The organism is Fodinibius sp. SL11, from assembly GCF_052060035.1.
Classification (GTDB): domain Bacteria; phylum Bacteroidota; class Rhodothermia; order Balneolales; family Balneolaceae; genus Fodinibius.
The window spans coordinates 167,010-187,355 of the sequence record NZ_JBPOEA010000004.1; the positions used below are offsets into that span (position 1 = coordinate 167,010).

Consider the following 20,346-nt stretch of genomic DNA (forward strand, 5'->3'; position numbering starts at 1 on the left):
TGCTATATTGTAATTTTCAACCGCTATAAAACGCTACACTTATGGAAAATCATACCTACAAGAAAATTGAATTGACAGGAACGTCTGACCAATCATTGGAAAAAGCTGTTGAAAATGCTATAGAAAAAGCCTCAAACACGGTAGATGATATGCGGTGGTTTGAAGTTATTGAAACACGAGGCTCTATAGAGGATGGGGCTGTTGCACAGTGGCAGGTCGTGATAAAAGTAGGTTTTACGCTAAAAGGCTGATCTACGTTTTATCTAAAATATAGTACTCCAGCTTTTTATGAAGCTCAGGAGGATTAAATGGCTTTGTTAAATAGTCATTCATGCCCGATGCAAATACCTTTTCCTTAACTTCTTTCAACGCAGCTGCGGTAAGAGCTACAATCGGCACATCAGATTTATATTTGTTATCAAGCTTGCGAATTCTCCGGGTCGCTTCATAACCATCCATTTCGGGCATCTGAAGGTCCATTAATACTAAGTTGACAGCTGAAATTTCTGTCATTTTTTCTACCGCCTGCCTGCCATTCTCAGCAAGTATGACCTCAATATCCCATTTTTCCAAGAATCGTATCATTACTTTTTGATTGATGGCATTATCTTCTACCAGCATGACCTTCGTTCCTTGCAGAGACTCAGGCATCTCTTTGGTATGATTGCGTAAGCTTGCCCGTTGTTCTTCAGCTTTTCCTTTGGTTTTAAAAGGTAATTCTACATAAAACGTACTTCCTTTCCCCTTCTCACTTTCCAAGTCGATGGTTCCACCCTGTAAATCAACCAATTTTTTACTGATGGTTAGTCCCAGCCCGGTACCACCGAAAACACGTGAGGTTTCGCTACGTTCCTGGGTAAAACTTTTAAATATTTCTCCCTGCTTATCTTCCGATATCCCAATACCCGTATCGGTAATAGTAAACTGAATTTTTAGTTGGTCTTCATCACGCTCTGTAAGATCTGCAATAATCCCCACACTCCCCTCTTCCGTAAATTTTACCGCATTGCTTACGAGATTATTTAAAATTTGTGTAAGTCTATTTGGATCTCCGCCAATGGACTCGGGCAAGTCCTCATCATAATCCAAATATAGCGGCACATCCTTCTTCTCAGCCGTAAAACGAAAGCTTTCTAAAACGCCATTCAATAAGTTCTCTAAGTTAAATGCTACGTTTTCAAACTCTATTTTTCCGGCTTCAATTTTTGAGAAATCAAGCACATCATTAATAAGCGAAAGTAATGTTTTAGCTGAAAAGTCCAATATTTCAAGCTGTTCCAGCTGATCCTCGCGCGGATTATCTTTCACCAACAAATTCGTCATCCCAATAATCGCATTCATGGGCGTCCGAATTTCGTGGCTCATCGTGGACAAAAACTCGGACTTTGCCTTTGAGCCTTTTTCCACTTTTTGCTTTGCTTTTTCAAGCTGTTCGACATTACTCTCTAACTCCCGTTTTTTCTCAATCAGCTCTTTGTTAAGAGACTGGGTTTTTTTGAGGAGTTTTTGTGTTTCTTCTTCAGCCAGCTCTTTTGATTCCGAAAACTTATTAAACGTGAGCCATGTAGTTATAAAGGCAGCGCCCAGAATACCCCACTTAATAATAATACCTTCATCAGCAGTAAGATAAATACTATCAAAAATCACATAATCGAGTACAACATAGCATAGTACTGCCATCCCAATGCCTATATTACGCAACCTCTGGTGATCTTTATCAAATAATAAAATAGCTAAACCACTGGCAGGCAGGTAAAAAGCTTGTATAAACATCTCTTTGCCAAATACTGAACTCAAAATAAGTATACTGATGTTTATATAGGCCAACAGAAGAAACTTGGCCGTATTTTCAAATCCTTTTCGCGCCAATATAGGTATGAGCACAAAAGCCACACTTATGCTCATAAAAAACCAAGACATCGAAATAGAATCGTTCAAACGAAAGGCAATCAAAAAAAGAATAGCAACGGCCGCCAGCGAAAAAGACACATTGTGTAATACAATGAGCCCGGTCTTATTTATCTGCTCAATTTTATCTTGAACGAGATCTCTTGCAAAGGCAAGTTTTTTAATACTCGATAATGAATACATTCGGTGTAATAGCTACTTATAACTTTCTAAGATATAACAATAATAAAATGAAAATAGCTATCGAATGATATTAAAAGAAACTAATAATAGGTAGGATTATGCCTTGGCTTGCCCTTTTTCCATTTTCGTTTTGTAGGCCATTGCATAAATTTTCATCTGCTTAACCATTGAGGCCAAACCATTGGAGCGTGTGGGAGATAAATGCTGCTCCATGCCAATCTTTTTAATAAAAGTGGGATCGGTATTAATGATGGTTTCTGGCGTTTGCCCGGAGTAAAAACGCACCATCAATGCAACAAGACCCTTAGTAATGGCCGCATCGCTATCAGCCTCAAAAATCACTTTCCCATCTTCAAGACGGGTATGCAACCAAACCTGAGATTGACAGCCGCGCACCAAATTTTCCTCAACTTTATGCTCATCATCGAGCGGCTCTAAATTTCGACCCTGTTTAATGATGTGCTTATAACGCTCAGTCCAATCGCTCAGGGATTTAAACTCGTTTATGATCTGCAGTTGGATTTCGTGAATGTCAGCCATTATTCAATGTTTATAGTTATCTGCAACACTGCTAAAATACAAATAACTACAGAGAATATAAGGTTATACTTTTGTCTTCTCGTAAGCAGGATCAACTGAAACTGCACAACAGACCGAAACAACATTTTTGTTTTCCTGATCCCATTCAGGTTCTCCGTAGTCCAACACTTCGATAAATTCACCTTCTTTATTCTTGAGGCGATATTCGCAGGTAGAGTCTTTTCCCTTAAACACCTTCTCCAAATGGGATTTAAATTTCTGGAGATCTTCTTGGTGGATAAAGTTATAGGCATCAGCTTTTCCAATAACGGCATCAGCTGATAGCCCCGTGACTTCTGGAAATTCTTCCGATACCGTTTTAATAACAAATTTGTCATCCTGAAGCTCAACGGTATAGGAAAATTCGGAAGCACGTTGTACAACACGGCCAAATTCTTGATTACGCTTTTGTAGCGTCTCCATTATTCGCTTCTTCAGCGATATATTCTCGATCTCCGCTCTGATAAGGCGCTGATCTTTCAGGTCTAAGATTGAAGTCCTGCCCTTTACCTGAATAGGAAATCCTTTTTTGTGATTGATAATACCTTTGAATTCTTCATCGTTGAAGTATACCTCTTCATCCTCTTTATCAAAACGCCCCTTGATCGACTGCATGTATTTATCAGGAAACAGATCCCAAATTTTAATCTGTTTTAGTTCATTTTTGCCATAGCCAACAAGTTCACGAAATGACTTATTTGCCATAACAATATTACCCTGCACATCAACGTCAACAACCGTGCGCTTTGATTCTTCTCGTAATCCATCAAATTCTACTTTCTGATCCACAAGTTGCTTTTCGGCACGCTTGCGTTCAGTAATATCATGCTGGTATGATACCCAGTGCGTAATGTTGCCATCTTTATCTGTCAGCGGATGAATATCCCACTGATTTACAAATTCTGAACCATCTTTGCGATAATTAATGGCCTGTCCAAAAAACGAATGCCCTTCTTTTAATCGACGCTTTAATTTATCTAAGACCTCACGATCGGTCTTAGGACCTTGAAGAATACGTGGCGTTTTGCCAATAACCTCTTCCTTGGAATAACCGGTCATTTTACAAAACCCGTCATTCACATATACAATTCTGGGTCCCGGCTTCTCGAGGGTGAGTTCTGTAATTAATATGGAATCATAGTCATTGCGTATTGCCGACTCAAGGAGATCCAATCTTTTCTCCAACTCGTTGCCTTCTTCGACAATATTTTCTACAAATGATTTAACCTTTTTAAATGATTCTTCATCTTTGCACCATTTTTTAAGTGCGTTAATATCCGGTGATTCCATATTAAAAAGTTTACTTAGTCCTGTGTTTATAGATGATAATGGGCGATTTAGGTGCCAACCTTGCTTTTAATACTACTTATCAACAAGAATACAAATCTCAATCATTCCGATAAATTCCATTTTTCTTAAAGAATTTTAGTCGTAATTTAATTTAACATTAAAATAAATTGACTTTGTTCGTCTGTATTAAAAAACCTTAGGGAGGTACAAACCCCTAAGGCTGATAAAGAAACTTCAAAACCACTTTCCTATTTCAACAACAGCTTGGCAATTGTGTTTAACTGCATATTGGAAGTACCTTCATAGATTTTACCAATCTTGGCATCCCGGTAATATTTTTCGACCGGATATTCTTTCACATAACCATATCCACCAAACAGATCTACCGCCTGAGAGGTAACATTTTCCGCCACTTCGGATGCATGGTATTTTGCCATAGCCGCTTCTTTAAGAAACTTGTCACCATTCTCTTTCATGCGGGCCGCATTATATACCAACAGTCGTGCCGTTTCAATATCCGTTGCCATTTTTGCCAGCTGAAACTGAACACCCTGAAAATCTGAAATTGACTGCCCAAACTGTTCGCGTTCCTGGGTGTAATCCAACGTAGCATCCAGTGCTCCCTGGGCAACACCAATCATCTGTGCCCCAATACCAATGCGTCCTTCATTCAGCGTTTCAATGGCCACTTTATATCCTTTTCCGACTTCACCCAATACATTTTCTTTGGGGACCTTGCAGTCTTCCAGTAAAATTTCGCAGGTTGAACTTGCACGAATACCTAACTTATTTTCTTTTTTGGAAACTGAGAAACCCTCAAAATCGCGCTCAACAATAAATGCCGTAATGCCCTTATATCCAGCATCGGGATTCAAGGTAGCAAACACTAAAAAAATATCCGCTTCATTTGCATTGGTTATCCACATCTTGGACCCATTCAACACATAGTGGTCTCCTTCGTCTCTGGCCGAAGCCTTCAATGCAAAAGCGTCACTGCCCGAACCTGCTTCCGACAGACAGTAAGCCCCCACCTTTTCGGTGGCAAGCTGGGGCAAATACCGCTCCTTAACATCATCACTCCCAAAATTCAGAAATGCATTATTCACCAACGTATTCTGTACATCCATAAAAACACCAGTCGAGGCATCCACGCGAGAAATCTGCTCGATAGCAACAATCGACATAAAAAACGATCCGCCGCCCCCACTGTATTTTTCCGGTATTTCAATTCCCATCAAACCCATATCAAAAAACTGCTGCACCAGATCGGGATCCAGCTTAGCCTTTTCATCCATCTCATGCACTTTAGGTTTAATCACGCTCTCTGCGAAATCTCGTGACGCCTCTTGCAGCATCTTTTCATCTTCGGTTAGCTTAGTCAATGGGGGCATCTGTTGGTCTACATTATCCATGGAATAGCCTCTTTAATATTCAATTAAGTTCAAAACTTCGGTCTTAATATAGCGATTCAGAATCAAAATATCGGCCTTAAATTGAAACCGGTTACATATTTAACCAGGATTAGTAAAGTAAACGCAAGCTCATTATTTTCAAGCGTTATAATTATGACGAAATTCCTATTATGAGCAACTCCGATTCAACCAAACAGTCTCTTTTCGATGAATTTCCTCCCATTTCAACCGAAGAATGGGAAAAAGTTATTAAACAAGATTTAAAAGGAGCAGATTATAAAGAAAAGCTCCGTTGGCAGACCGGCGAAGGAGTAACCCCACTGCCTTTTTACCGAAGACAGGATCTAACGGATCGTGAGCAACACAATCCCATCCCTAAAAAGTACCAACAAGGTGACGCTAATAACTGGGAAATCCGTCAGCCAATTTTTCAAGACGATATTTCTGAAGCTAATCAAATGGCTCGTAATGCCCTTAAACGGGGCGCCGATGCCTTGCAATTACATCTAACTCTTCGCCGTACTGAGGGCGGTTTGGGAGGCGATCTTCAAGGGTTGCCTATCCAAGACCAATCTGATTTCTCTGATCTCCTCAATAACATTTCGTTAGAAAATACGCCGCTCCATTTTGATGCTGGTTTGGGTTCTCCCGCCCTGATGGCTATGCTTTGGAATGAGCTGCAACGTCAAAATCTTAATTCTCATAAAATTCAGGGAACCTTTCTTTACGACCCATTTACCTACCTACTTGAACACGGGCAATATCCAAAGGCGAAAAAGGCTATTAAAGATGACATTTTTCAAATGGCACAGTTTGCCTCAGAAAATCTTCGAGCCGTTCGTCCGCTGGGTATTGATGGACGATTTTATCACGACAGCGGAGCTACGATGGTGCAAGAGTTGGGATATGCGATGGCCTCCGCATCTGAATATTTGGCCACAATGACCGATCATGGAATGAACATTGATGATGCCGCCCGATCGCTGACATTTAGCTTTTCAGTGGGTTCCAGCTATTTTCTGGAAATTGCTAAATTCAGGGCCGCTCGTTTGCTTTGGAAAAATCTTATTGAAGCATACGGTGGAGATCCAGCAAATAATACATGCCATTTGCACGGAGAAACATCAAGATGGAATAAAACACTCTACGAGCCTTACACCAATATGCTGCGCACCTCTACGGAAGGGATGTCCGCCGCTATTGCCGGCTGCGACTCGATCACTGTTTTGCCGTTTGATGAACATTTCCGTCAGCCCGATCATTTTTCTCAGCGTATTGCACGCAACCAGCAGCTCATTCTGAATGAAGAAGCCTATTTTAACAAGGTTAAAGATCCCGGTGCCGGCTCATACTACATCGAAAAAATAACTGAGGAAATGGCTGAAAAGGCCTGGAATATTTTTCAGGAAATTGAAACCGAAGGAGGGCTATTTAAAACCATTGAAAATGGCACCCTGCAAACGGCCATACAGGAATCACAGCAGCAGCGCGACCAAATGATTGCTAAACGAGGACGTACATTTGTGGGGACCAATCAGTACACTAATGCTGATGAAAAAATGTCTGGAGAAATTAATCAGACCTACCAAACCATTTCGCTTGACGTATCGGAGACAACAATAGAAAGTGATAGTAATAACCTGATTAAATATCTGGCCGACGCTTTTTCACAAGAAGCTAATATTGCTGATATCATTGACAAGCTTTTTGATTTTAGGCGCCAGCAATATCGAACAGTAGCCCCTTATCGCGGCCCAAAGGCATTTGAAGAACTCCGTCTGGCAACCGAGCAACATGCATCCCCTCCAAAAGTACTTAACCTGCCACTGGGCCATAAGAAATGGAGAAAGGGACGAGCAACATTTTCGGCAAACTTTTTTGGCTGTGCTGGTTATGAGATCGAAGATCCTATCGGTTTTTCGGATGTGGATGAAGCTATTAATGCAGTTAAAAATAAACAGCCTGACATCGCCGTACTCTGCAGTTCGGACAAAGAGTACAAAGAGCTCGTGTCGGCTATCGCAGATGCGGTTTCTAAACTAAAGAATCCCCCAATTCTTGTTCTCGCAGGTTATCCGAAAGATAACATCGAAGAGTACAAACGAAGCGGGATTGATGAGTTTATTTATTCAAATTGTAATGTGTTGGAGACCCTGAAACGCTTTCAACAAAAACTGAATGTAATTGAGAATTAAAAGCAGATGTCATGCCGAACTTGTTTCGGCATCTGTTTTAAGCAAATTTATCGTGACTTATAGATCCTGAAATAAATACAGGATGACACAAAAGTAAAATGAATTATGAGACCTGACTTTTCTGACATAGCGTTCAACGCCTCGATTTCTGCTGATCACAAAGCAAACAATCAGGAATCGTGGAATACAGCTGAGCAAATCCCGGTAAAACGGCAATTCACAAAATCAGATATCGAGAACCTCGAACATCTTGATTATGCCGCGGGCATTCCGCCTTACCTACGGGGTCCATACTCTACCATGTATACCTTTCGTCCGTGGACCATCCGTCAGTACGCGGGATTTTCTACGGCTGAGGAATCCAATGAGTTTTATCGCAAGGCGCTGGCACAGGGACAAAAAGGCCTATCAGTAGCTTTCGACCTGGCAACTCACCGTGGTTATGACTCCGATCATCCACGCGTTTCGGGCGATGTCGGTAAGGCAGGCGTTGCCATCGATTCCATCCTCGATATGAAAGTACTGTTCGATCAAATACCGCTGGATGAAATGTCGGTCTCTATGACCATGAATGGTGCCGTCATTCCTATAATGGCGTTTTATATCGTCACAGCCGAAGAACAAGGCGTATCCAAAGAACAGATGGCGGGCACCATACAAAATGACATCCTTAAAGAATTTATGGTGCGCAACACCTATATCTATCCCCCAAAACCATCGATGCGTATTATCGGAGATATTTTTGAATATACCTCCCAGCATATGCCTAAATTTAACTCAATTTCCGTCTCAGGGTACCATATGCAGGAAGCCGGGGCGACATCCGATATCGAGCTTGCTTATACCTTGGCTGACGGTCTTGAATATCTTCGCACCGGACTTGAGGCCGGACTTGATGTGGACGATTTTGCTCCGCGAATCTCTTTTTTCTGGGCTATTGGGATGAATCACTTTATGGAGATTGCCAAGATGCGTGCCGCTCGCATGCTCTGGGCTAAGCTGGTCAAACGTTTTGATCCCCAAAACCCCAAGTCGATGTCCTTGCGTACACACAGCCAAACATCGGGGTGGAGCCTTACCAAGCAGGATCCGTATAACAACGTAGCGCGAACGACCATTGAGGCTATGGCTGCAGCGCTGGGGCACACGCAGTCGTTACACACCAACGCGCTGGATGAAGCCATTGCTCTGCCGACCGACTTTTCGGCTCGCATTGCACGCAACACACAAATCTACCTACAGGAAGAAACGGGCATCACCAAAGCTGTTGACCCTTGGGCCGGTTCCTATTACGTAGAATATTTAACAGATCGCATTGCACGTCGCGCTTGGGCGCTTATCGAGGAAGTGGAAGAGCTCGGCGGCATGGCTAAAGCCATTGAAACGGGCGTCCCCAAAATGCGGATTGAGGAAGCTGCTGCCAAAAAACAGGCCCGTATCGACTCGGGCAAAGAAACCATTGTCGGCGTCAATAAATATCAGCTTGACAAAGAAGAGCCGATTGATATTCTTGAGGTTGATAATGAGAAAGTCCGTAAAACCCAGCTCCAACGACTCGAAAAGCTTCGCAAAGAACGCAACGAAGAGGAAGTCCAAGGGGCTCTCAATAAAATTACCAAGGTTGCCGAAAACGGCAACGGCAATCTACTTGAAGCTGCTGTTGAAGCAGCCCGAAAACGAGCTACATTGGGCGAAATATCCGATGCTATGGAGAAGGAATTCGGACGATATACCGCAACCGTAAGATCAATATCAGGTGTGTATTCTTCTGAAATAGATAAAGACGAAAACTTTAAAAAAGCACAACAGTTGGCTGACGAATTCGCTGATTTGGCGGGAAGGCGTCCGCGTATCATGGTCGCCAAAATGGGTCAGGACGGTCACGATCGCGGTGCCAAGGTAATATCCACCAGCTTTGCTGATCTTGGTTTCGATGTGGATATCGGTCCACTTTTCCAAACGCCTGAGGAGGCTGCGCGTCAAGCTGTAGAAAATGACGTTCATATTCTGGGCGTATCAAGCCTGGCCGGTAGTCACAAAACACTGGTTCCTCAAGTACTTGATAAACTTGAGGAATTGGGGCGTGATGATATTATGGTCATCGTTGGCGGTGTTATTCCTGAACAAGATTATGAATTTCTATATGATAAAGGAGTAGTCGGCATTTTTGGTCCCGGCACTGTTATCTCACTGGCTGCACAGCAGATTCTGGAGATTTTAATCGACAGTCAAAAAAATTAGCCTAAATTAATTTCGATCAAACCCTGCAGGTTTCCAAAACCCGCAAGGTTTTAAGTATCTTTTTACTTTGGCCAATAACAACAAAAATAACGAATCTTCTCTTTCGGTGAATCATGGCGTTGACCAGCAGTCGTCCATTAATCCGGAGAGGCTTAATCGTTTCAAAGGACGCAAATCGCTTTCACTGGACGATTATGTAGAAGGAATCAAGAATGGCGACCGTACGATTCTGAGTCAAGCCATTACGCTGATCGAAAGCACCAAAGCCGAGCATCGTGAGTTGGCCCAAGATATCATCGAAGCCTGCCTACCCGATACGGGTAACTCTATCCGGATTGGCATTACGGGCGTACCCGGCGTGGGGAAAAGCACCTTTATCGAGTCGCTGGGCAATCATATTATTGAGCAGGGCAACAGTCTGGCCGTATTGGCAGTTGATCCAAGCAGTACCCGTACCAAAGGCAGTATCCTTGGCGACAAAACACGCATGGAAACGCTTGCCAATAATGATCATGCATTTATTCGCCCATCCCCTACGGGTGGTTCACTTGGTGGAGTAGCACGCAAAACACGTGAAACAATCTACCTCTGTGAAGCCGCCGGCTATGATACCATTTTTATTGAAACCGTGGGCGTGGGACAATCGGAAACGGCCGTACATTCGATGGTAGATTTCTTTCTGCTGCTTATGCTGGCCGGGGCCGGTGATGAACTGCAAGGAATCAAGCGGGGCATTATGGAGATGGCGGATACCATTGCCATTAACAAAATTGATGAAGCTGCCGAAAAAGCGGTTAGTCAAGCAGTGCGTGAATACAAAAATGCCCTGCATCTGTATCCGGAGACTAAGTCGGGGTGGAGTCCTAAAGTAACGACCTGTTCAGCATTGACTGACAAGGGCATAGTCGATATTTGGGAAATTATTCAGGAGTATATGCAGCTTACCCAAGAAAATGGCTACTTTAAAGAAAACAGAAATCGTCAGGCCAAGCACTGGATGTATGATACGATTACAAATCGGCTTACCGATCACTTTTATGATCATCCTGCGGTAAAGAAACAACAGCAAAAAATTGAACAACAAGTTTTAAATGGAGAACTCAGCTCGTTTCAAGCTGCTCAACAATTGCTGGAACTCTATTTTGATTCGCTTTAAGTAGTAACGAAATCAATATCTACCTGACCCTCTTCTTCCGTTCCTCCGCTTGCAAGAAATTCTATTTAAAATCCTGGAGCCCACTTTAAAAGTAACTCCATCGCTAATCAGCTCAGTTTCAGCTCACTTTGGGCTGATGAAAAGGCAACATCATCCTCGTCAATATCATGCTCGCCAAGCGCTTCCTGCATCTCACTGCGAAGTTTCTGGATAGTTAACCCACTGGTAAGCGATCCATTTTTAGCAATCGATATACGACCGCTTTCTTCGGATACGACCACTACAAATACGTTATTTGTCTCAGTAATGCCTACAGCCGCACGGTGACGTGTACCAAAAACGGACGATATATTTTGATTTTGGGAGATAGGCAGATAGCAGCTTGCCGCTACAATACGATTATTACGAATAACAATGGCACCGTCATGCAGGGGCGTATTTTTGTTGAAAATCGTCTTTAAAAGCTCGCTATTTACTTTTGCATCCAGCTTAACCCCCACGTCAACTAAGTCTTGCAGTGTTGAACTGCGTGCAAATACAATCAATGCCCCGGTTTTAGTATGCGACATATCACGGACGGCATCTACAACTTCATCGATAATGGTATCCGAATTGGAATGCACGAAAAAACGGTCGAGATTCGTATTCTGTCCCAGGCTATACAGAAGTTTTCTTATTTCGGGCTGAAAGATGATAAATACTGCTAAAATCCCCACATCCAAAATAGCACGAAGTATAAAGTTGATGGTGGTGAGCCCTAATGCGCTAACGGCAGCGTTGATAATGATGATAAAGACGAGTCCCACTGCGGCTTGAATGGCAAAGGTGCCACGAATCCACCGGTACAGGTAAAACAGTACCATAGTGATGATCAGGACTTCGATAAAGTCTCTGATGCCAAATTCAAGGAAGCCAATGGGAATCAATAGTGTACCTCGTTTTTCTGGATGTTATTTAACAGAATATAAGTATTTTTTGCCGAAGTTTTAGGTTGGGATGTGCTTTTGCCTCTTTTTCTGATGGTGAGGATCTATCAATAAATTCTATCGTTTTGGCAAACAGTATCTGACCCTCTTTTGATTTAAACAAGAATCTACTTCATTGAGTCCCCCTTACTAATTTTTAGGAGATGAAGCCACTTCCAAAGTGGACGCTATCAACACTTTGAATAACCTTATCTTACTGATGAAATTGCGTTAAATACCTGCAGGGAATCGTGGGCTTCTTTAACATCGTGCACGCGAATGATATTGGCTCCATTGATCATGGCGTGATAATGGACCGCGAGAGTGCCTGTAAGGCGGTCATCAACAGGTCGATTACCTAAAATTTGACCGACCATTGATTTTCGTGAAGCTCCTACTAAAATAGGACACCCCAGATCCTGGAATTCATCAAGATGAGCAATCAGCTTTAGGTTATGGTTCAGGGTCTTTCCAAAACCAATACCAGGATCGATAATGATATTTTCAAATCCCTTTTTTCTGGCTTGATCTATGCGGGTTTTAAGAAACTGTTTTATATCACTAATCACATCATCATAAGCAGGATCTTCCTGCATGTTTTTGGGATCACCCTGCGAATGCATCATCACATAACCGGCGTTATACTGTTTGCATAAACGCACAAACCGTGGCTCTTTCTGGAGTCCGCTTATATCATTGACAAAATGCGTCCCGAGCTTGAGAGCTTCTTCTGCTACGTGATATTTAGTAGTATCAATGGAGAAAAACGTATCGGGAAACTGTGGAATTGCTTTTTCGAGAACCGGGAGTACACGTTCAAGCTCTTCCTGCTCGCTAACGGGATCAGCACCCGGCCGGGTTGATTCTCCTCCTATATCAACAATATGCGCTCCCTCCGAAACCATCCCGCCAATGCGCCCCACCGCTGACTCCACCTCGTTATATTCCCCGCCGTCAGAAAAAGAATCAGGAGTCGTATTCAGGATTCCCATTATTTTGGGAGTAGAGAGATCGAGCTTCTTATCTCGAATGGAAAGGATTTGATTCTTCGGACTATTCTCGTTCATCAAACTTACAGATCTGATTAGTTGACCGAGTGATTAGGTCATTCACTTAATACCTTCATCACCTAATCACCCAAGATAAATCAGTCCCAGCTTTCCTTCAGATGCTCGCGCTTATCTTCAACTTCTGCCCACTCGTCGGCATCGGGCAAATCTTCTTTGGTTTGATTGATGATGTGGTCGGCCCATTCTTCAGCCAACCGCTCGTTAAGATCAATATAATGCTCCCACTCCATTGGCACTTCATCATCAGGATAGATCGCTTCGACGGGACACTCCGCTACACAAGCATCACAATCGATACATTCGATCGGATCGATTGTAAGAAAGTTGGGGCCTTCCCGAAAGGCATCAACCGGACATACGGCTGCGCAATTTGTATACTTACAGTTAATGCATGGTTCTGTTACTACGTATGCCATTGTATAAAAAAATTCTTTGGTATTTATAAAATTGGACTAAATATCTCGGCTTCTGGGGATAGATGCAACGTTTTATTGCTTAACTACTAATTTAGAAGCACTCTTAATTTCCTCTTATAACCCTGTATTTCAAATTATCATTCAGGGTACATGTTGCAGCTATTACATTGTTTAATGGCCCTTTCTAAATCTACATAGTACCTTGTACACCTTCTACATAACACTGTGTAAGGACACTACATAGTATTATGCAGGGACTCTGCATAGTACTTTACATACCCTGTGCATAGTACTATGTAACCGTATAAAGTCTCATCTCTTTTGTGAATGTCCATTTTTTGTCAGCAAAAAATGATCGAAAAAACTGTCGGGGAATCGTAAATTTGGTTCTTTTTAGAACTTTAAATTAATATCTCGCTCTAAACCGTTTATAGCCCTCACCTTAGCATTTAATTCGTTACGCAGCAGAGCTACGTAACGAGAAATATAAAATTACTTTCAAGCGTTTTCTGACCCCATCTTGTTTTTCCCCTCCCAGCAAGGGAAGAAACCCTTTGATTAAAATTTATAAGCTACTTTAGGAAATAAATAGCTTTGAACACCAAAACCTTGGTGTAGGTGTGGATAAGGCCAGAATCACAGCGATTGTGGTGAGAATTAGTTACTTCAGCAATACCTTTACGCTATCCAGGGAGCCGTCATTCGGGGCCGGCTTGGTATCCATTAGATCATTAATTAGTTCATAGATGTGTATATTTTGAAAAGCTTCCACCTTCTCTCCATCCATGAAATCCGGTCCGTGGGCAATAAAGAAAGCTTGCATCGCTTTTTCCATGTTATCATAGCCATGGGTTGCACGAGGGAGTGATTTCTTAAAATCTTGTTCGAACTGCTCATCCAGAATGGTATATCCCAAATCTGCCACCATAATGATATCTTCTACACGTCTATGATTTTTGAGGTGATAGCGCTCGGGCAGATCCTTTTTTTTATAAACACGGTAGTTTTCTTCTGCAGATTTAAGTGCTTGGTAAAGCTCTTCCTTTTTACCATCCTCAGGCTGTATGCCGGTCATGGGACCCCAGTTAATACGTTCCACGTTATCCATGTCAATAATGTTGTCTAAGCGAATCAACTTATTGGCTGACTGATTTACCATGCCATGATCCGAAAGGATGATGATATTCGTATTCGTCCAGATATTCGCTGCTTTCATTTCTTCTTTTAGGTAGCCCATAAGCCGGTCGGCTCGTTGTATCGCCTGTCTAACGGAATCTGAGTCGGTTCCATAACGATGTCCTTTGGTATCTACATCACTGTAATAAAGCGTTGCAAAGTCCACCGCTTTATCCCTTGCTGCTGCCATCCATTTCATTACCGTATCGATACGAGCCTTCCCCGGCATACTGCCATCATATATTTTCCAGTGGGTGGGACGCATACCCTGGATATCGGCCTCGGATCCTACCCAGAACATTGTGCCGGTTTTTATTCCCTGTTTTTCAAGGGTATTCCAGATGGGTTCCCCGCCATACCATTTGGCATTTTCAACGGCCTCACGATCACGAATGCGATACCACTCTTCCCACTTGGGATCGTACATAGTATTATTAACAAAACCGGTATTTTCTGGGTAGAGCCCAGTTGCTATAGAATAGTGATTGGGGAAGGTTTTACTGGGGAAAACGGGAATCAATCCTTCCGCTTGTACCCCATTTGCAACAATAGCATCAAAATTTGGGGTGTCAACCTTTTCCAGATAATTGTACTTAAAACCGTCAAACGAAATAAGCAGTGTTTTTTGGGGATGTGATTGCTGCTCGCTACGGCAACCTGCAAGACCAACAAAAACTGTCAACAGTAAAATCGTAATTGCTCTACGTTTCATAAGCAGCGCGAAGTCATTCATTATAATATTGCTTTATAATATTGCTTTCTCGAAAATTATTAAGACGCGAAGATATTACTTTATCAGTCATATCTCAGCATTCTTTTGTGTAATGATTTAAAATAAAAAAGGACAGCCCGAATGGACTGCCCTTAAGAAATTAGTCTTTCTTTAAACCTGAAAACAGGTGTTTAGAATTCATATGACAAGGATACATTCCAAGTTCGTCCAAAACCATACCATACGGAATTTCGCTTATCAATACCATTCCATGTTGGGTCGCCAGACTCGGCATGAATATTAGTATTAGATTCCGCAATGTATGTTTTATTAAACAGGTTATTGATATTAACCCGTGCTGAAGCTGACTGTCCAAAGAACTCAAAGCGATAGGTTGCACCCAAATCAACCAATCCGTAAGCTGGCAGTTTTAAAGCGCCTTCATTATCAGGATTAGTAAATGCATCGTCAGTTATGCTATAATCAGCATATAAGTTATCAACATGGCGATAACTGGCATCTACGCTCAAATCACCCAACCTGTAATCAGCCTTAATATTGCCAACAAATTGAGCCGCATCACCTACCTTTACATCTTTCGTGTAAAGAGTAGCCGTACCTATTTGATTATTGTTGTCATCAAACAGCGTTGCGTTAAAGTTATTAGTATACTTCCAATCGCCTACTGATAACATACCTTCCAATGTTAAATTCTCCATTGGTCGAACGGTGGTTTCAAACTCAACACCATTGTGGCGCTGATCAACATCGTCGAATTGAGCAGTTCCGAAAGTACCCTGATCGTTCGGGAAGCTTGATTCAATGAAACGGTTACCCCAAACTGTGGAGTAGAGGTTTAAACTCACATCAAGCCAATATGATGTATAACCGTATCCTAACTCAACAGATGTAATCTGTTCGTTTTGCAGATTTGGATTAATTGCATTAGCGAAATTAGGAAAGACAGCATCAAAAAGTGGTTGTCGAGAAATAAAACCAGCGTTGGCGAAAACATTATGCCGGTCATTGATATTATAATTTGCACCACCCTTTACGTACCCACCGAGAATGTTCTTTTTCTCAGAAAGAGAATTATTAGGTTGGTCAAAAAAGTCTTCTCGTTGATAACCTTGATTCGACAAACCACCTTGGATGACAGCTGAAAATTTATCAGTGTTATATTCAACCATCCCGTTAACGCCCTGCCAATCAACATAACCTATGTTGTAGTAGTCGATTTTGGGACCAGCAAGACCTGTGTCATTAAATGGAGATGCTTTTATAGTATTGTCGGGCTCAATAATTTGCCCCATCGAGTTCGCATTACCCGTAGAAAAATAGCCATCTAACCCCAACATGTCATTCATCGCACGGTAATGATAACCGGTGTAATCTCGTAAGTCTACGCCTAAAGAGAATGTAAATTTATCCACTTCTGCTTCCAATTTGGAGATCGCTCCATACCAGTTATGGGAGTTCATAGAAGCTCTCCGTACAAGAACTGCATTATTTACATTATTACTGTTGTAACCGTTAGATCCAATAAGCAGACCATTGTACTCACTTGGTGACCCAGTGTATCCAGATGTAGTTGAACGATTTACATTAACTACATTATCAAAATTAATGGTTCCATCTGAATTCCGGGAAGCAGCTCCGGCTCCATTCATATCTGTACCCAAATGACCAGTTAGGTCATTGTTGAAAGGATACAAGTCGATATCACTGTTAAAGTAGTTTTGACCACGTGGACCTGTACCACCACCACGACCGGCAGAACCGTATAGCGAAGTAGCAAGTGTAACATTCTCACTGATTTCCCAATCCCAGTTCAATGTTCCAAGAGGCTTATTATAGAAGTTACGGCGCATATTGTACTCGTCACCATTTAACGTACCACCATTAGTATTCCATCGTGGATCAATTCCTTCATCACCAAAATTTTCAAAATCGCGAATGGATACCCATACATTACGCTGATGGTGCCACTGACCTGCTCCGAGAACAGAAAGGTTAAAAGAGTGGCTATCGTTTGGTTCATAACCAATTGCCCCAAAATAAGTCCAGCCTGCACCACTGGTATTATCTACATAACCATTTCCTTGCCAGTAACTCAAGAGAAAAGAAGCAGACCAACCGTTCTCACCTAAACCAGTATTGTATGAGGCGGCAGTTTTAGTATAGCCATCATTACCTATCATTTGTGAAACAGAACCACCTCTTTCTTTTTCGGCAGTTTTTGTAAAAATCGAAACCGTTCCACCAACAGAAGGTACAGCAAGATTTGATGCTCCCAATCCGCGCTGAATTTGAATACCGGATGCAACATCAGTTAAACCCTGCCAGTTAGACCAGTAAACCCAGCCATTTTCCATATCGTTAACAGGCTGACCATTGATCAGAAACGCGGTATTACTTTGATCAAATCCTCGCAGAGAAATGCGGGAATCTCCGTAACCACCACTTTGCTTCGTTGCGTAAGCTCCGGGTGTATCATTCATAATTTCCGGGAACTCCTGATTACCAACTTCCTCAGAAATTTCCCTTGGCGTAATAGTAGTTACTGCAACGGGCGTTTCCCGTTCGCGGGCAATATCAATAGTGCGGCTGGATACCACAATTTCGCCCAAAGCTTTTGCATCCGGCTCAAGGAATATCTCCATACCTTCTTCTGCAGTAACTTCTTTTTCCTTATAACCCACAAATGATATAACTAAGATATCACCTTCTTCGGCATTAATTGTAAAAGTACCACCAGTCCCTGTAGATGTTCCTGTCTGAGTACCTTTTATGATAACATTAGCACCTGGTAAAGGTTCATTCGAACCTGCGTCAAATACTGTACCGCTTATTTGCGCTACTGATATCAAAGGAAACATCAATAGAGCAATAAGTAATAATCCGTATCGTTTCATAATCGATAGATATGTTCGTTTTGATTAGTGATTAGAGTATGCTTTAAAAGAGCACATTGTTTTGAGCAAATTATACATAACAGCCCGTTGAGAACAAGATGATAGTCAACTTATTTGGTAACCCTCAATCGGGGCGCCAATATAAAAAACTTGAATAACTTATTGTACTCTTATTCAGCAGGCATAAGTATACAAATCCTAAAATTAGCATAATGTTAATTCTTCTTTTTGGGTTCTGTATTTAAATAGCTTACAACCGGTTTAAAGTATCATTGAAATATATTTTAAATATTTTTAATAGTTGTGTTGTGCGTATATTAATACCGACTACGCCTCACGATATACCTTCCCAAAAATATGTAGTATGAAACTGAGCACATTTCTACTTTAAAAGAAATTTGGTCGGAACTTTCTAACTTCTTTTCCTTTTAATTACCTTAGAAAACATCTTGAATAAACTTCAAATAATTATTTCATCTATGAAAAAGCTACTATCCGTTGCTATATTAGCGGTTTTCCTAACATTCTCATTGCATACAATTGGTAATGCACAGGACGCCAACAAAGATCTTGGCATTGGCTTCATGATAGGCGAACCTACGGGACTAACTGCTAAATCATGGACCGGTGGCGGTAATGCTATTGACGTGGGGGTTGCATGGTCATTCGGACGTTATGATGCCATTACCCTGCAAGCAGATTATTTGTGGCATAACTACAGCGTATTTAGCGATGTTGAACAGGGTTCCCTGCCTTTATACTACGGTATTGGTGGGCGTCTGGTCTTGGGAGATAAAGACTCTTATATCGGTGCCCGTGTACCCATAGGGCTTAACTATCTATTTGAAGATGCTCCGGTAGGACTATTTATTGAGGCGGCACCTATCCTTAACCTGGCACCGTCAACCGAATTCGATATTGATGGTACGCTGGGTGCTCGATTCTATTTTTAATACAAATTTTACGGTATAATTTTCAAAAGGGACATATCCATTACGGATATGTCCCTTTTTTAATTTATCTGACTTTTTCACAGTTAGCCAATTAAACTATCTTTTGGCAACCTCTATCCGGATAGGGTAGAATGATATGACTGGATAAGTAGGGCACAACATGCCGTTATTTTCATTACGTATCCCAGCCGGAGTCCTGCATCCTTAAAACTTATGTGAAACAAACTGTAGACAGGAAAAAATCGCAGGCCAAACAACCGAATAAAACCATTGTTATTCACAGGATAATCTGGCTTCCCTCCTTGGCCAGCCCTATCTCCTCAAAGACAGACCCAAACTCTCCCTCAAGATGACTATCAAGCGCTCCAAGCTGTCGGTCATCCGAGTCCGGATCATGATGCGTAATAAAAAGACGTTTTACATCCAACCGAACAGCAAGTTCAACAACATCTTCCCAAGCCGAATGACCCCATCCTTTTTTCTCTTGATAAGATTCACGATTGTACTGCCCGTCATGTATCAACAAATCTACTCCACGTAAAAATGCTTCAAGCTTAGCGTCGTAATTCGTTTTTTTCGACTCATTAAGAATCAGTTCATTATCCGGGCAAAACACAATCTCTTTGCCATCAATAAATATCTTGTAAATTGCTGTTTCAATAGTATGATTAGCCAACATGAAATCCACTTCGTACCCATCATACTCCACCCGTTGTGGGGGCTGAGTAATATACTCCAGATTGGCGTCAATCATATCCAAGGTGACAGGAAAAAATGTTTTTGTAAGATGCCCATCCAAAATATCTTTACAACCACCCTCTTCGCCTTGGTCAGGCATGTGAATGGCAAAATGATTTTTTGAGCCGTAAATAGGTTTAAAAAAAGGAAATCCCTGGATATGGTCCCAATGCGGATGGGTGATAAAAATACGTCCCTTTATTTTTCCCGGTCGATCAATAATATTATTTCCAAGATTGCGTATTCCCGTCCCGCTGTCAAGGATTAGCACTTGCTCGGTTCCGGGTACATCAATCTCCAGACAAGTGGTATTACCCCCATACTCCATATTTTCTTTGTTTGCACAGGGGGTGGATCCACGAACGCCCCAAAAAGTTACAACTATCTCTTGCTTATTTTTGCTCATTAAATCTTGTCATTTTATGAACATTTTAACC

The 20,346-nt window shown here is 41.8% G+C and carries 15 protein-coding genes; 5 read left to right on the plus strand and 10 right to left on the minus strand.

What is annotated here, in order from left to right:
* Nucleotides 1-41: 41 nt before the first annotated feature.
* A complete protein-coding gene (locus ACQ76V_RS07910; RefSeq protein ID WP_440999946.1) occupies nucleotides 42-251 on the plus strand; it encodes a dodecin in 210 nt (69 codons plus the stop codon).
* A 1-nt stretch (nucleotide 252) separates the two neighbouring features.
* Here the strand turns inward: ACQ76V_RS07910 and ACQ76V_RS07915 are convergent, their stop codons facing one another.
* The 4 genes from ACQ76V_RS07915 to ACQ76V_RS07930 form a co-directional block, all read right to left on the minus strand.
* The gene (locus ACQ76V_RS07915) at nucleotides 253-2,091 is read right to left on the minus strand and encodes an ATP-binding protein (RefSeq protein ID WP_440999947.1); all 1,839 of its coding nucleotides are present in this window, start codon (nucleotides 2,089-2,091) and stop codon (nucleotides 253-255) included.
* Nucleotides 2,092-2,187: 96 nt separating this feature from the next.
* Nucleotides 2,188-2,631 carry a SufE family protein gene (locus ACQ76V_RS07920; RefSeq protein WP_440999948.1) on the minus strand — a complete coding sequence of 148 codons (444 nt, stop codon included), beginning with the start codon at nucleotides 2,629-2,631 and terminating at the stop codon, nucleotides 2,188-2,190.
* Between the two features lie 63 nt (nucleotides 2,632-2,694).
* Complete coding sequence (locus tag ACQ76V_RS07925; RefSeq protein ID WP_440999949.1) at nucleotides 2,695-3,960, minus strand: PAS domain-containing protein; 1,266 nt, start codon at nucleotides 3,958-3,960, stop codon at nucleotides 2,695-2,697.
* 248 nt (nucleotides 3,961-4,208) lie between these two features.
* On the minus strand, nucleotides 4,209-5,372 hold the full coding sequence (locus ACQ76V_RS07930) for an acyl-CoA dehydrogenase (RefSeq protein WP_440999950.1): 1,164 nt from the start codon (nucleotides 5,370-5,372) through the stop codon (nucleotides 4,209-4,211).
* Nucleotides 5,373-5,542: 170 nt separating this feature from the next.
* Here ACQ76V_RS07930 and ACQ76V_RS07935 point away from each other — a divergent pair, with 170 nt between their 5' ends.
* The 3 genes from ACQ76V_RS07935 to meaB all read left to right on the plus strand — a co-directional run bounded on the left by ACQ76V_RS07935 (nucleotide 5,543) and on the right by meaB (nucleotide 10,964).
* On the plus strand, nucleotides 5,543-7,567 hold the full coding sequence (locus tag ACQ76V_RS07935) for a methylmalonyl-CoA mutase family protein (protein ID WP_440999951.1): 2,025 nt from the start codon (nucleotides 5,543-5,545) through the stop codon (nucleotides 7,565-7,567).
* A 105-nt stretch (nucleotides 7,568-7,672) separates the two neighbouring features.
* Nucleotides 7,673-9,808, plus strand: a complete 2,136-nt coding sequence (gene scpA, locus ACQ76V_RS07940; protein ID WP_440999952.1) for a methylmalonyl-CoA mutase — start codon at nucleotides 7,673-7,675, stop codon at nucleotides 9,806-9,808.
* A gap of 67 nt (nucleotides 9,809-9,875) precedes the next feature.
* Nucleotides 9,876-10,964 (plus strand): methylmalonyl Co-A mutase-associated GTPase MeaB, encoded by a 1,089-nt coding sequence (gene meaB, locus ACQ76V_RS07945; protein ID WP_440999953.1) that lies wholly within the window; start codon nucleotides 9,876-9,878, stop codon nucleotides 10,962-10,964.
* 107 nt (nucleotides 10,965-11,071) lie between these two features.
* On the opposite strand, the gene cdaA is transcribed toward meaB, so the two are convergent.
* The 5 genes from cdaA to ACQ76V_RS07970 form a co-directional block, all read right to left on the minus strand.
* Nucleotides 11,072-11,890, minus strand: a complete 819-nt coding sequence (gene cdaA / locus ACQ76V_RS07950; protein ID WP_440999954.1) for a diadenylate cyclase CdaA — start codon at nucleotides 11,888-11,890, stop codon at nucleotides 11,072-11,074.
* Between the two features lie 248 nt (nucleotides 11,891-12,138).
* Nucleotides 12,139-12,996, minus strand: coding sequence for a dihydropteroate synthase (gene folP / locus ACQ76V_RS07955; RefSeq protein WP_440999955.1), 858 nt, complete (start codon nucleotides 12,994-12,996; stop codon nucleotides 12,139-12,141).
* Between the two features lie 80 nt (nucleotides 12,997-13,076).
* Nucleotides 13,077-13,415: a DUF3470 domain-containing protein gene (locus ACQ76V_RS07960; RefSeq protein ID WP_440999956.1), complete on the minus strand. Its 339-nt coding sequence runs from the start codon at nucleotides 13,413-13,415 to the stop codon at nucleotides 13,077-13,079.
* Between the two features lie 661 nt (nucleotides 13,416-14,076).
* Entirely contained in the window at nucleotides 14,077-15,303 is a 1,227-nt protein-coding gene (locus tag ACQ76V_RS07965; RefSeq protein ID WP_440999957.1) for an alkaline phosphatase family protein, read from the minus strand.
* 191 nt (nucleotides 15,304-15,494) lie between these two features.
* Nucleotides 15,495-18,218: a TonB-dependent receptor gene (locus ACQ76V_RS07970; RefSeq protein WP_440999958.1), complete on the minus strand. Its 2,724-nt coding sequence runs from the start codon at nucleotides 18,216-18,218 to the stop codon at nucleotides 15,495-15,497.
* A 479-nt stretch (nucleotides 18,219-18,697) separates the two neighbouring features.
* Between ACQ76V_RS07970 and ACQ76V_RS07975 the strand changes: the two genes are divergently transcribed.
* Nucleotides 18,698-19,171 (plus strand): hypothetical protein, encoded by a 474-nt coding sequence (locus tag ACQ76V_RS07975; protein WP_440999959.1) that lies wholly within the window; start codon nucleotides 18,698-18,700, stop codon nucleotides 19,169-19,171.
* A gap of 277 nt (nucleotides 19,172-19,448) precedes the next feature.
* Here the strand turns inward: ACQ76V_RS07975 and ACQ76V_RS07980 are convergent, their stop codons facing one another.
* The gene (locus ACQ76V_RS07980) at nucleotides 19,449-20,315 is read right to left on the minus strand and encodes an MBL fold metallo-hydrolase (RefSeq protein ID WP_440999960.1); all 867 of its coding nucleotides are present in this window, start codon (nucleotides 20,313-20,315) and stop codon (nucleotides 19,449-19,451) included.
* Nucleotides 20,316-20,346: the final 31 nt, after the last annotated feature.